Source organism: Actinomadura sp. SCN-SB (assembly GCF_043906805.1).
Taxonomy (GTDB): Bacteria; Actinomycetota; Actinomycetes; order Streptosporangiales; family Streptosporangiaceae; genus Spirillospora.
Genome location: NZ_JBIMPP010000010.1, coordinates 122276 through 135021 on the forward strand (window position 1 = coordinate 122276; position 12746 = coordinate 135021).

The following is a 12746-nucleotide window of genomic DNA, read 5'->3' on the forward strand; positions in this document are numbered from 1 at the left end:
GCGCGGGCCACGACGGATTCTTGATAGCGGGCGGCTTCGGATGATCGGAGTCTGTTGTGCCACAAAGCACGCGGGTCTTCTGGCTCGACGACGCCCCGGCCGCGTCCGCCGCGCGTGCGGGCGCCAAGGCCGCGAACCTCGCGACCGCCGCCCTGCACGACCTGCCGGTGCTGCCCGGTTTCGTGATCCCCGTACGGCCGGGTGACGGCGCGCACGATCTGCGCGCCGCCTGGGAACGGCTGTCGGCCGGCGGGCGCCGGACGCTGGTGGTCCGATCCTCCTCGACGCTGGAGGACGGCGCCGTGTCGTCGATGGCGGGCCGGTTCGTCTCGGTGCTGGACGTCGAGGGCTGGCCGGCCTTCCTCACGGCGGTGGACGAGGTGCGGGCGTCCGCGTCCGGGCCGGGCACGATGGCCGTCCTGGTCCAGCCGCAGCTCGACGCCGCCGCCGGCGGGGTGATGTTCGGCGCCGACCCGGTGGACGGCCGCACCGACCGGGTGATCGTGTCGGCCACGCCCGGCGGTCCCGCGGCGCTGGTCGGCGGCGAGGTGAACGGTACGCGGTACGCGCTGACCCGGCGCGGGCGCCTCGTCTCGGTGGAGCACGACAGCGGACCCGCCGAGGGGGAGGGCCCGCTCGGCCGGTCGCAACTGCGCGCCCTCGCCAGGCTGGCGGCGCGGGCGGCGTCGGTGTTCGGCGGGCCGCAGGACGTCGAGTTCGCCTTCGAGGGCGACGGGCGGCTGTGGCTGCTGCAAAGCCGTCCCGTGACGGCGCTGGCCCCGCCGCCGCCCCGCCGCGCGCCGCTGCTGGGCCCCGGCCCGGTGGCGGAGACGCTGCCCGACCCGCTGTCCCCCCTTGAAGAGGACCTGTGGCTGGTACCGCTGGACCGGGGCCTCGGTGAGGCGCTGGCCACCGCGGGCGCCGTGTCGCGCCGCGCGTTGCGCAAAAGCCCCACGGTCGTCTCGGTCGGCGGGCGGGCCGCCGCGGACCTGCGCCGGCTCGGCGCCGCGCCCGGACGGCGGCGCACCTGGGCGCGGCTGGTCAACCCGGTGCCCGCCGTCCGCAGGCTGGCGGTGGCCTGGCAGGTGGGACGGCTGCGCGCGCAGCTTCCCGACCTGGCCGCCGAGACCGCCGCCACCGTCGACGCCGACCTCGCCGCCGTCCCGCCGCTGAAGGACCTGACCGGCGCCGAGCTGACCACGGCCCTGCGCTGGACGCGCGCCACGCTCACGTCCCTGCACGGCCTGGAGGCGCTCGCCGGCTCCCTCCTCGGCGGCACGGGCGACACGACGACGGCGGCGGCCCAAGGACTGGCCGCGCTGAGCCGAGCGCGCGCCGCCGGTCAGGACGACGCGCGGATCCTCGTGGAGAACCCCGCCGTCCTGGCCCTCACACCGCCGTCCATCGGCGACCGGGAGCTGCCGCCCACCGACGGCAACGCGCCAACGTTCGGGGGCACGGGCCCGCTGGGCGCCCGCGAGTCGCTGCGCCTGCGGATCCGCTGGGTGCAGGAGCTGGCCGGGCGGCTCGCGTGGGAGGCCGCCGGGCGGCTCGTCGCGGACGGCGCGCTGGCGCGCCCGGAGGCCGTGCGCGTGCTGCGCTTCGCTGAACTGGTCGCGGCGTTCGAGGGCGGCGCGCTCCCCGCCGACCTCGAACGCCGTGCCGCTCCGCCGCGCACGGCGCCGCTGCCCGCGGCGTTCCGGCTGGCGGGGGAGCGGATCGTGGCCGAGTCCTCGCCGTCCGGGGACGGCGGGCAGCCCGCGGGCGGCGGGCGGGGGTCCGGGTGGGTGCACAGCGCACTCGGGGAGGGCGCGGACGCTCCGCCCGCGGGCTCGGTGCTGGTGGTGCGGACGCTGGCGCCGTCACTCGCCGCCTACCTGCCGTCCCTCGCGGGGATCGTCGCCGAGACCGGCAGCCCGCTGTCGCACCTGGCGATCCTGGCGCGCGAGATGGGCGTGCCGACGGTCGTGGGGATGCGGGGCGCGCTCGACCGGTTCCCGCCCGGCACCCGGGTCCTCGTGGACGGCGACACCGGCACGGTCGAGACCCTGCCGGCCCGCGAGAAGGAGGCGGCATGAGAAGGCTCGTCTATGCCGGGCTGGGGCTGATGGTGCTCGCCACCGGCGGGTACCTGGTCGTCTACCTCGCCCGATGGGAGTGGCAGCGCTCGCTGATGGCCGGTCAGCTGCTGCTGGTGTGCCTGATCGTGCTGGTGGCGGTGGCCGGCGCGCACCGGCTGCGGTCGCTGGAGCGGCGCATCGGCGAGCTGGCCGAGGGCCGTGCCGGCTCCGGCGCCCGTGCCGCCGACCCGTCCGGCCCGCGGCCCGTGGAGCCGGCCGGGGACGAGGCGCCCCGCTTCCGCTGGCTCGAAGCGGAGACGTACTCCTACAAGGTCTTCATCCCGGTCCTCCTCGGCGCCGGGATCATCGTGTCCGGGCTGGCGGCGCTCGTGGAACGCGCGGCCTCGGCCCTGGGACGGGGGCAGGCCACGTCCCGCGCCAGGGTCCCCGAGTCGCTGGCGCTGCCGCCGGGAGGCGTCCTGGCCGGGGCGCCGGAGACGGCGCCGGACGGGCGCGGGCTCAAGGTGCGCCTGCTGGGCGGGGGGATCATGCTCCTGCTGGCGGGTTTCGCCGTCGTCGAGCTGGCCGATCACACCCAGGACCGCCCCGACCCGCCCATGCGCGAGGCGGTCAGCACGCTGATCATCCAGGCTCAGACGCACGGGCGGACGGGCGCCGCCACGACCGACCCCCTCGCGACGAGGCTGTGGGAATACTGCCGGGGCTCCACCCGCCCCTACCTGCAAGGCGGCGGGCTCGTACCGCTCGGCGGGCAGCGGTACGCGCTCGTCGTGCAACCCGCCCTGGGTGAGCATGCGATGCGCCGTTTGCGGGGATGCCTTGAGGACGCGGTCGTCGATCATGGGCGGTTCTCGGTCGTGTCCGTCCGGCACGGCGGCTGATCAGAACCCCGGGCGCGGATTCGGAGTCATACGGGGTGTCCGAGGCACGAAATCCGAGGCTTCACGCGACCGCATGAGGGGGAACGTACTCATGGGCCACCCGGCGCGAAGGATCGCCGGACGGGGGAATGCGGAACGGGTGTTGTGTGCTGTACTGTCGTGATAGCGCCTTTAGGTCGCCGCCTCATATCGGTTGGGCGGTGAGGGCGCCCTTTCCCCGCCCGGGCCATCTGAGAGCCCGGTGAGTGTGTTCCCCCATTCGTCCGAGTCCGGGGGTACGTGCGAACCCGCATCCCGGACCACCGCATCAAGGGAGCCGTCGACAGCCCGGTGAACCGAGCTGCAGCTTTCGCATTCCCTCCGCGTACAGGCGGCGCACAGGCGAACCGTACGCGGAGGCAGACCCCGGGCACAGCGCGCTAGGGCGCGCCGCCCGAGAAGGGATCTTCATGCCCACCACCATCACGACCGGACGCGCGACGGCCGTGCCGAAGCAGGCCACCCGCAGGCGCGCGGCGCGTCCCGCGCGGCAGGCCGGAACGGCACCCGCCGCCCAGCGGCCCAGGCAGGCCCGTGAGGCCCGGCCGGCGGGCCAGGCGCAGGCCGCGCGCCCCGATCGCCAGACCGCCGAAGAGCGGGTCGTCCGATTCCAGGGCGTGCTGTCCGTCCAGGACAAGCACGCGTTCGTGCGGACGGAGGGCTACCTGCCCGGCCCGTCCGACGTCTTCCTCTCGCCGGCCCAGGTGAAGGCGAGCCACCTGCGCCCCGGTGACGTCGTCACCGGCACGGCACGCCCGCCGCGTTCCAACCGGGAGAAGCACCACTCCCTCGTCGAGGTCGAGTCCGTCAACGGGGGCACGCCCGAGGAGGCCGCGGAGCGCCCCGAGTTCGGGAAGCTGACCCCGCTGTTCCCGCAGGAGCGCCTGCGGCTGGACACCGGCGCGCTCGCGCCCCGCGTCATCGACCTGATCGCCCCCATCGGCAAGGGCCAGCGCGGCCTGATCGTCTCCCCGCCCAAGGTCGGCAAGACGATGGTGCTCGCGGCCCTGGCCAACGCCATCGCCACCGGCAACCCCGAGACCCACCTCATGGTCGTGCTCATCGACGAGCGTCCCGAGGAGGTCACCGACATGCAGCGGTCGGTGCGCGGCGAGGTGCTGCACTCCACCTTCGACCGTCCCGCCTCCGACCACACGGCGCTGGCCGAACTGGCCGTCGAGCGCGCCAAGCGGCTCGTCGAGCAGGGCCGCGACGTGGTCATCCTGCTCGACTCGATCACGCGGCTCGGCCGCGCCTACAACCTTGAGGCGCCGTCCAGCAGCCGCATCCTGGCCGGCGGCGTGGCCACCACCGCGCTGTACCCGCCCAAGAAGTTCTTCGGCGCCGCGCGCAACATCGAGAACGGCGGCTCGCTGACCATCCTGGCGACCGCGCTGGTCGACACCGGCTCCCGGATGGACGACGTGTTCTTCGAGGAGTTCAAGGGCACCGGCAACATGGAGCTCAAGCTCGACCGCGGCCTGGCCGAGCGGCGCATCTTCCCCGCCGTCGACATCGAGGCCAGCGGCACCCGGCGCGAGGAACTGCTGATCCCGCGCGAGGAACTGGAGCTGAACTGGCGGCTGCGCCGCGCCCTGCACGGCCTCGACCGTCAGCAGGCCATCGAGATGCTGCTGGAGAAGATGAAGGGGACGAGTTCCAACGCCGAGTTCCTGCTCAAGGTGCAGCAGACCACCTGAGGCCGCTCTCGCCCTTTCCGGCCTCTATTCGGAGCGGAAGCTTTCCAGGACCCGTTCGTAGTGACGGTGTGCCGGCGTCCAGCGGGAGTCGGGGGCGGAGAAGGTGAACTCGTATCCGGCCGCGCGGCTGCGCAGCACGTGCATGCGATCGCCCTTCGTTCCCCAGGTGAACTCCCACTCCGCGGCGGTCTCGTCCGTCCCGTCGGTACGCAGCGCCGCCGGGCGGTCGCCGGGCGGCAGCGCCTCCAGCCGCAGCAGGCGGTAGCCGGGGTAGCCTCCGGATTCCGCGGCCTCGAACTCGGTCGCGCGCAGGCCCGCCAGCGGGTCACCGCCGATCGGCATGATGCGCAGCAGCCTGTCGCCCTGCGGGTCCGTCCATTGGACGCCCGCGCCGTACTCCTCCCGCCGCCAGCCCCTCGGCACGTCCACCGAGTAGTCGGTGTACCCGAGAGACCCGGACGCCTCGCCGGCCTCGCGGTACGTGACCATCGCGGAGTCGCCGCTTTTGGCCACCGAGTCCCAGCGGGCGCTCCACGCCCCGAGGACGACGGCCGCGGCCGCGACGAGTCCCATGCAGGCGACCGCCCGCAGCCGCCCGCGTGTGAGGCGTCCTTTCGGCGCGGCCCTGGGCCTGGGCCGGGCCGTGCCCGCCGCCGTCTCCGGGCCGGTGCCCATCCTGATCTCGCCCAGCATGCGCGCCGCGTCCACGGCCCTGAGCCGGTGCCCCGGGTCCTGCCGCAGCAGGCCCTCGATGACCGGGGTCAGCGCGCCCGCCCTCGTCGGCGGGGCGTAGTCGCCCAGCAGCACCGCCAGCATGGACGCCAGCGCGTGGCCGCGCAGGAACGGCGACACCCCTTCCACGGCCGTGTAGAGGGTGGCGCCGAGCGACCACAGGTCCGAGGCGCGCACGCCGGGTTCGCCGCGGACCCGTTCCGGCGGCAGGTACGCGGGCGAGCCCTCGATCCCGGCGACCAGCGTCTCCTCCGGCTCCTGCGTCCTGTCCATGTGGACGGCGAGCCCGAAGTCGGTGAGCAGGATCCGGCCGTCGTCGCACAGCAGCACGTTGCTGGGCTTGACGTCGCGGTGCAGGATGCCCGCCTCGTGCGCCGCGTTCAGGACCGACAGGACGCTCTGCCCGATGCGGGCGGCGCGTTCGACGCGCAGCGGCCCGTTCTCGGCGATCTCCTGGTGCAGCGAGCGGGCGCGCAGGAACTCCATGACGATCCAGGGGCGCCCGTCCTCGATGACCACGTCGTGGACGTCCACCACGCCGGGGTGGCGCAGCGCGGCGGTCGCGCGGGCCTCCTCGATGAGCCGCCTGCACAGCAGCCTTCGCTCGCTTTGGGTGAACCGTTCGGGGAGGCGCACCTCCTTCACCGCCACGTCCCGGTCCAGCATTTCGTCGTGGGCCCGCCAGACGACGCCCATTCCGCCCCGGCCGGCCACCGAGAGCAGGTGATACCGCCGGGCCAGCGGTATCCACCGATCTCCCCCCATGGGGGTCGTTATGCGCGTGAATCGCCCAAGCAATGTCCTGGAACGTCACATCATTTCTTAACGGAAATCCTGGGCTCCGTGGTGGGGTGGCGGGCGGGCCGCCGTCCCTGTTCCGGCGGCGGGGCCGTGTCTGGCCACATGGCCAGCGGGTGGTCGAGGACGGTCCCGGGCGGCAGGTCCCGCCGTACGAACCATTCCGTGCCCATGACCTGGCGGAACAGGAGGCGGGGGAGGCGGGGCAGCGCCGCGGAGGCGCAGGCGGGGTCGCCGCCCGCCCGGTGGCCGGAGTGCGCGGCCATCGCCGCGCGCTTCATGGAGGAATACGCGCCGACCCGCACCCGATGTGTGATGTCGGCGCGCGAAGAATACGCGGTCCGGGGAGCCGCCCAGGACCGAAGAAAGGGGCCGAGGAATCGCAGGGCGCGCCGGAGGAAATCCCGGTCTAACGTCGCTTCCAAGACGACCGGTGTGCCCGCCAATTCCGCGGCCCTGACCCCGACACGGTGGACATGGACGTGGTCGGGGTGCCCGTACCCGCCGCCCGGGTCGTAGACGGTGAGCAGGTCGGCGTCCTCTTCGCGGAGGACCCCTGCCAGCACGCCGGCGGCGAGGTCGACGTTCGTGCGGGAGAAGCCGCCGAGCGCCTCCCCGTCCGGGCCGGAGTCCTCGTACCCGAGGACGACCACGCGTGCGCAGCCCAGCATGCCCGCCGGCGCGTCCGGCACGTCGGCGCGGACCGGCGCGCGCGGGCGCGGATCCAGGCAGGACGGCTCGCGTCCGGTCGCGGCGAGGACGAGGACCACCCGATGCCCCTCCGCCGCGAGCCGCGCCATGGTGCCCGCGGTCAGCAGCGCCTCGTCGCCTCGGTGGGCGTGGAAGAACACGCAGGTTCTGGGCACGGCACCGTGATGCCCGGCCGCGGTCGACGATCATTCCAGCGGATCGTCAAACCTGTTCCAGGCCCGCGCGGGCCTGGTGGGAAACGCCCCGCGGATGAGGCATGGGTCACATCGGGGCGCCGTTGAAGGCGGCGTGTCGCCGGTGCGCGGGCAGGTCTCCGCAGGCAGGAGGCCGGTTCCGGGGCGGCGGGAGCGCCTGCGGGAAGCCGCTTCCGGCCACGGACGGCCTTCTTACACGGCTCTTATCCGGGTACCGGCATGCTTGGCCGTAACGATTTCGCATCAGACGGGGGTAGTGGTGAGCGCAGGCGCGATGGCGTGGACGCCTCCGACGTGGGAGGAGATCGTCAGCGAGCACTCCACGAAGGTGTTCAGGCTGGCGTACCGCCTCACGGGCAACCGGCATGACGCGGAGGACCTGACACAGGACGTGTTCGTCCGGGTCTTCCGGTCCCTGTCCTCCTACACCCCCGGCACCTTCGAGGGCTGGCTGCACCGCATCACCACCAACCTGTTCCTCGACCGCGCCCGCCGCAAGCAGCGGATCCGGTTCGACGCGCTGGCCGACGACGCGGCCGAGCGGTTGCAGGGCCGGGAGCCGAGCCCCGCCCAGGCGTACGACGACCGTCACCTGGACGCCGACATCCAGCGCGCCCTGGACGCGCTGGCCCCCGAGTACCGGGCCGCCGTGGTGCTGTGCGACATCGAGGGCCTGACGTACGAGGAGATCGCCGCTTCGCTGGGCGTGAAGATGGGCACGGTGCGCAGCCGCATCCATCGCGGTCGCGCCCAGCTCCGCGCCGCCCTGGAGCACCGCCGCCCCGCCGACGTCTGCCTTTAGCCGACCTTCCCGACGTGTGAGAGCCATCACACGTGACCGGCCGGTAACTTCTGTCCTACCCTCGGGCCGTGGACCTCGTCTTCGACCGTCGCGGCGACGGCCCCCCGCTCGTCCTCCTGCACGGCATCGGGCATCGCCGGCAAGCCTGGGACCCCGTCATGGACGCGCTCGCCAAGGAGCGCGACGTCATCGCCGTCGATCTGCCGGGCTTCGGCGGCTCGCCGCCCCTCCCCGCCGGCACCCCGTACACCGTGGGCGCCACCATCGGCATCCTGACCGATCTCTTCGACCGCCTGGACCTGGGGCGTCCGCACATCGCGGGGAACTCGCTCGGTGGCCTGTTCGCCCTTGAGGCCGCCGACCGCGGCCTGGTCAGCTCGGCCACGGCGCTGTCCCCCGCGGGCTTCTACAACGCCAGGGAGCTGGCCTTCGCCGCCGCCGCGTTGCGCGCGTCCCGCCGCGCCGCCGCGCTTCCCGAGGCGCTGATGGCCCGGCTCGCCCGCTCCCCGCGCCGCCGCAGGGCCATGTTCGGGATGATCTACGGTCGCCCGGATCGCATGGACTTCGCCACCCTCGCCGCCGATGCCCGCGCGCTGCGATCGTGCCCCGGTTTCGAGCCCACCCTGCGCGCGGGGCGCCGTGTACGGTTCCGGGGGTCGTGTGCCGACGTCCCGGTGACCATCGCCTGGGGCGTCAACGACCGCTTGCTGCGGATGGGGCAGGCCGTCCGCGCCCAGCGCACGCTGCCGAACGCCCGGTTCATCTGGCTGGAGGGCTGCGGGCACGTCCCGATGTGGGACGACCCGGAGCTGGTGGCCAGGGTCCTTCTGGAGGGCAGCGACCACCCGCTGCGCGACGCCGATCGGGCCGGTCGCGCCCAGGTGTGAATATCTGGGCGAGGCGGGGTGTTCCAGTGACAGCCGAGACCGGTGATCGCTAGGGTTTGACAGGTATTTGAAACCTCAACTAACCTGTCGCGCGCTAGTTGTTGAAACTTCAAGCAAATAGGAGCCTTCCATGAGCATTGCCACCGTGGCCCCCGGACTGACCACCGGCACCTGGAACATCGACCCCGCCCACTCCGAGGTGGCCTTCGTGATCCGGCACCTGATGACCAAGGTGCGGGGCATCTTCACCGAGTTCGAGGGCGCCATCGAGATCGCCGACGACCTGGCCTCCTCCACGGCCAAGGCCGAGATCAAGGTGGAGTCGCTGACCACCCGGCACGCCGAGAGGGACGCGCACGTCCGCTCGTCCGACGTCCTGGACATCGCGAACCACCCGGTCATGACCTTCGAGTCCACCGGCGTACGCGAAGAGGGCGGCCAGTACTACCTGGACGGCGCCCTGACCATCAAGGACGTCACCCGTCCGGTCAGCCTGGCGGTCGAGTTCAACGGCGTCAGCGAGGACCCGTGGGGAGGCACCCGCGCCGGCTTCAGCGCCGAGACCACCATCAACCGCAAGGACTGGGGCATCGAGTTCAACGTCCCGCTGAAGGGCGAGGGCGCCCTGCTCAGCGACAAGGTCGTCCTCCAGCTCGAGATCCAGGCCGTCCGCGCCTGACCCGGCTCCGCGCCGCGTACCGGGAAAGGCCGCCCGCCTCATGGCGGACGGCCTTTCGGTTCGCCCGGTCTCCCGGCCCGTGCCGCCCTAGGATGATCAGGATCGTCCGAGTCTGGGGTGAAGGACGCTGAATGGACCCGCTGCGACCGCGGCCATACCGACGAGGTCACCGATGTGGCCTTCGGTCCCGGGGGCAGGTCCCTGGCCACCGCGAGCCGCGACCGCACCGCGCGCCTGTGGGACCTCACCTGAGCGTCCACGGGCGCGCGGCGCGTTCCCCATTTCCGTCCGCGAATGACCATCGAGAATCGGCCGTCGCAAAATGGTCGCGGCGAATAGGTCACATCGAGGTCAGCGCGGCGGCCATGAGCGCCGCCGCTCCCGACAGCCCGCCGAAGAGAACGACCGCGGAGGCGGCCAGGGCGAGACCCGGCCTGATCATGCGGCGCATCACCAGATAGCCCGCCGCGGTGGCGAGAAAGGCGAGCAGCGGAAGCCAGGGGACGAACAGCGACGTCAGGCCCACGAGGAGGGCGCTGAGCAGAGAGACCCCTACCCTGGCCGAGCCCTGGAGGTCACGGCCGATGAGCGCGAAGGTGAGGGTTCCGGCGAGCACGAGGCTGGCGGCGAGCATGCCGATCACGATCAGGTCGTCGGAATGCATTGAGGACTCTCCGATCCGGTGGATTCGATGGAAGGCGCCGGCTGCCTTATACGATCCGGACCCGGGCCGGAAAGTTCGATCAACGATTCCCCCGTATTCGCGCGCCCGCTCGTGAAAGGCCGCCGCCCTAGTTGGGACGCAGGACGCGGGTGACGCCGGCGATGAGCGCGGTGGCCAGGACCCAGCCCGCGGCCACCAGGGCGTAGGCGATCCACCGGGACCAGCCCTGGGGGTCGTAGGACTGCTGCTGGCCGAAGGTGTCGATCGGGATCAGCAGGTCGAGGGTGTAGACGAAGGCGTGGAAGTCGGGGCGTTCGTCGGCCGGTTTGATCGTGTGGGGGCGGTTGGAGGAGAAGACGGCCGTGCCGAGGCCGACCAGGACGGCGAACCAGGCGAAGGCCAGCCAGGGCCGGTAGCCGTAGCCGACCGTCCAGTCGAGCAGGCCGTTCCACGCCTTGCCGATCGGGTTGAGGTTGCGGCGGCGGGCGCGCAGCTTGGCGAGCTGGACCTTGCGGGCGTAGTCGTCGTGGCCGATGCCGCGGTAGTAGGTGGCGAGCTGCTCGTACGGCTGGGCGTGGAACTCCTTGTCGCGCGAGACCCAGCTCAGCCTGTGCTGGAAAGGCACGTTGCGCAGGGTCTCGTAGGTGAGGCCGTTGAGACGCACCTCGTCCGGCCAGATGGACTGGTCGTCCATGACCACGGCGATCCGGGAGAACGACAGCGAGACCGGCCCCTTGATCTTCTCCGCCGGCAACAGCAGCAGCTCGTCACAGGTCATATGGCTGGCGTGCAGGGCCAGCCGGTTCGGGTCGGCCGAGTCGAGCCTGGCCCGGGAGAACGCCAGGAGCCCGTTGACGCGGGCGTTGCGCAGCCGGACGGTGCCGATCGTGGTGGCGCGGGAGAACTCGGCGGCGTCCTCGACGACCATGTTCTGCGCGTCGATGGCCAGCCGCCCCGGGTTGCGCAGGGTGGCGCCCTCCAGCCAGATGCCCCCGTTCATACGGGCGCCGGTCAGCCGGACACCGCCCTCGATCTCGGCCTCCCGCGCGTACATGCCCGCCTCGACCAGCAGCGCGCCGCCGAACAGCGCCCACTCGGCGGGTTCGGAGGCGGTGATCCGCGTGCCGTTCAGGCGGAGACCGCCCATGATCTGCGCGCGGGGCAGCCGGACCGACCCCTCGATGTGCGAGCCGGACAGGCTGAGGTAGCCGTCGGCGCGCAGCCCGCCGCCGTCGAACCCCGGCATCCGGCAGTCGGACAGGCGCACCTGCCGGGTCTGCGCGTTGGACAGGTCAGGGGTCTCGGTGAGACGGCAGTGGGTGAGCCGCAGCTCGTACTCGACGGAGCCGCCGGACAGGTCGAGGGTGCCGATGATGTACGCGCCGCTCAGCCGGACGGCCGCCACGAAGCCGGTACGCGGCGGGCAGGCGCCGAGCAGCAACTGGGAGATCACCTCGGCGCGGACGATGCGGTCCGGGTCGGGGCCGGCCGGCACCACCTCGCCCAGGACGACCTGGCCGCCGGTGGGGAAGGACGACCACAGCCGCCGTTCCGCGTCGTTCAGTCCGGGGGGTTCCACCACGGGGTCTCTTTCTACGGGACGGGCCCAGAAATGATCAAGGCCCGGGTGCCTCCCCCGGGCCTTGTCAGGCGAGGCTCAGAACAGCCCCCTGCGGCGGCCGGCCTGCTGGAGGAAGCCGTCGAGCTGCTGCTCCCAGTTGGTGTGCTCGACGGTCGCGTAGTCGACGGTGAAGCGGCTGAACGCGTCGTGGCCCTCGGTGAACACGCCGCCCCGCTTGTCCAGCTCCAGGACGACCTCCATGGACTGCGGGTACGACACGAACGTGACCTCAAGCTGCTTGATGCCGCGGGAGTACCGCGCCGGCGGGTAGAACTCGATCTCCTGGTAGAACGGCAGCTCCTGGTGGACGCCCCAGATACGGCCCTTCTCGCAGTCGGCGTTGCGGAACTGGAAGCCGAGGTTGGCGAACGCGCTGAGGATGCGCTCCTGCGCGGGCAGCGGATGCACCGCGATCGGGTCCAGGTCGGTGGCGTCAATGGCGCGCGCCACTTCGAGCTCGGTGGCCAGGCCGACGGTGGTGCCGCGCAGCGGATGGCCGTAGAAGTGGGTGAGCGGCGCCTCCCACGGGATCTGGAACTGGAACGGGACGCTGTAGCGCGCGCCGTCGTCCAGCTTGAACGCCCCGGCGATCGGCAGCTTGGCGTACTCCAGGTTGGACGTGTACTCGCTGTCGCCGGACTCGACCTCCACCCGGGTCTTCAGGGCCAGGTTGACGCCCAGAATGTCCGAGTCGTGCTTGCCACCCAGGATCGTCACCTCACCGGTGACGGTGCCGCCCGGTGTGGTGTTCGGGTTGTGCAGGATCGTCTCGACCTCCGGACCGCCGATCCCCGCCGCCTGCATGAGCTTCTTGAAGACCAAGGCTTCCTCCCGTGTCGTGGGGCGTCTCCCCCGCCGGCGTCAGTCGAATAGACGTCCCTACTGGAGGCTACGTTCCAGCAGGCCGTCGTGCGGGGTGATCGCGTGTCCGGAGTCGGACCCCGGTGGTGAGAGGGT

At 72.4% G+C, this 12746-nt stretch carries 11 protein-coding genes and 1 pseudogene; 7 read left to right on the plus strand and 5 right to left on the minus strand.

What is annotated here, in order from left to right; translation table 11 throughout:
• The first annotated feature begins 56 nt into the window (after positions 1–56).
• The 3 genes and pseudogenes from ACGWYJ_RS09305 to rho all read left to right on the plus strand — a co-directional run.
• Complete coding sequence (locus ACGWYJ_RS09305) at positions 57–2078, plus strand: PEP/pyruvate-binding domain-containing protein (RefSeq protein WP_395105274.1); 2022 nt, start codon at positions 57–59, stop codon at positions 2076–2078.
• A complete protein-coding gene (locus ACGWYJ_RS09310) occupies positions 2075–2962 on the plus strand; it encodes a hypothetical protein (RefSeq protein WP_395105275.1) in 888 nt (295 codons plus the stop codon). The genes ACGWYJ_RS09305 and ACGWYJ_RS09310 overlap by 4 nt, the downstream gene beginning before the upstream one ends.
• Before the next feature lie 671 nt (positions 2963–3633).
• A pseudogene (rho, locus tag ACGWYJ_RS09315) lies at positions 3634–4701 on the plus strand (transcription termination factor Rho); the annotation flags it as partial.
• A 24-nt stretch (positions 4702–4725) separates the two neighbouring features.
• Here the strand turns inward: rho and ACGWYJ_RS09320 are convergent.
• On the minus strand, positions 4726–6198 hold the full coding sequence (locus tag ACGWYJ_RS09320; protein WP_395105276.1) for a serine/threonine-protein kinase: 1473 nt from the start codon (positions 6196–6198) through the stop codon (positions 4726–4728).
• Between the two features lie 50 nt (positions 6199–6248).
• Entirely contained in the window at positions 6249–7097 is an 849-nt protein-coding gene (locus tag ACGWYJ_RS09325) for a PIG-L family deacetylase (RefSeq protein ID WP_395105277.1), read from the minus strand.
• A 313-nt stretch (positions 7098–7410) separates the two neighbouring features.
• Between ACGWYJ_RS09325 and sigE the strand changes: the two genes are divergently transcribed.
• The 4 genes from sigE (at position 7411) to ACGWYJ_RS09345 (ending at position 9756) form a co-directional block, all read left to right on the plus strand.
• Positions 7411–7938 (plus strand): RNA polymerase sigma factor SigE, encoded by a 528-nt coding sequence (gene sigE / locus ACGWYJ_RS09330; protein WP_395105314.1) that lies wholly within the window; start codon positions 7411–7413, stop codon positions 7936–7938.
• A gap of 68 nt (positions 7939–8006) precedes the next feature.
• The gene (locus ACGWYJ_RS09335; protein WP_395105278.1) at positions 8007–8825 is read left to right on the plus strand and encodes an alpha/beta fold hydrolase; all 819 of its coding nucleotides are present in this window, start codon (positions 8007–8009) and stop codon (positions 8823–8825) included.
• 130 nt (positions 8826–8955) lie between these two features.
• A complete protein-coding gene (locus tag ACGWYJ_RS09340) occupies positions 8956–9504 on the plus strand; it encodes a YceI family protein (protein ID WP_395105279.1) in 549 nt (182 codons plus the stop codon).
• A 117-nt stretch (positions 9505–9621) separates the two neighbouring features.
• Complete coding sequence (locus ACGWYJ_RS09345; RefSeq protein WP_395105280.1) at positions 9622–9756, plus strand: WD40 repeat domain-containing protein; 135 nt, start codon at positions 9622–9624, stop codon at positions 9754–9756.
• Between the two features lie 88 nt (positions 9757–9844).
• On the opposite strand, the gene ACGWYJ_RS09350 is transcribed toward ACGWYJ_RS09345, so the two are convergent.
• The 3 genes from ACGWYJ_RS09350 to ACGWYJ_RS09360 all read right to left on the minus strand — a co-directional run bounded on the left by ACGWYJ_RS09350 (position 9845) and on the right by ACGWYJ_RS09360 (position 12611).
• A complete protein-coding gene (locus ACGWYJ_RS09350) occupies positions 9845–10168 on the minus strand; it encodes a hypothetical protein (protein ID WP_395105281.1) in 324 nt (107 codons plus the stop codon).
• A 127-nt stretch (positions 10169–10295) separates the two neighbouring features.
• Positions 10296–11750: a hypothetical protein gene (locus ACGWYJ_RS09355; RefSeq protein WP_395105282.1), complete on the minus strand. Its 1455-nt coding sequence runs from the start codon at positions 11748–11750 to the stop codon at positions 10296–10298.
• A gap of 75 nt (positions 11751–11825) precedes the next feature.
• Positions 11826–12611, minus strand: a complete 786-nt coding sequence (locus ACGWYJ_RS09360) for a sporulation protein (protein WP_395105283.1) — start codon at positions 12609–12611, stop codon at positions 11826–11828.
• Positions 12612–12746 lie beyond the last annotated feature (135 nt).

Bases quoted from the DNA above. Each gene is read 5' to 3' on its own strand.
- ACGWYJ_RS09310 (WP_395105275.1), top strand. From the start codon at position 2,075: ATGAGAAGGCTCGTCTATGCCGGGCTGGGGCTGATGGTGCTCGCCACC.
- ACGWYJ_RS09320 (WP_395105276.1), bottom strand. From the start codon at position 6,198: ATGGGGGGAGATCGGTGGATACCGCTGGCCCGGCGGTATCACCTGCTC.
- sigE (WP_395105314.1), top strand. From the start codon at position 7,411: ATGGCGTGGACGCCTCCGACGTGGGAGGAGATCGTCAGCGAGCACTCC.
- ACGWYJ_RS09340 (WP_395105279.1), top strand. From the start codon at position 8,956: ATGAGCATTGCCACCGTGGCCCCCGGACTGACCACCGGCACCTGGAAC.
- ACGWYJ_RS09350 (WP_395105281.1), bottom strand. From the start codon at position 10,168: ATGCATTCCGACGACCTGATCGTGATCGGCATGCTCGCCGCCAGCCTC.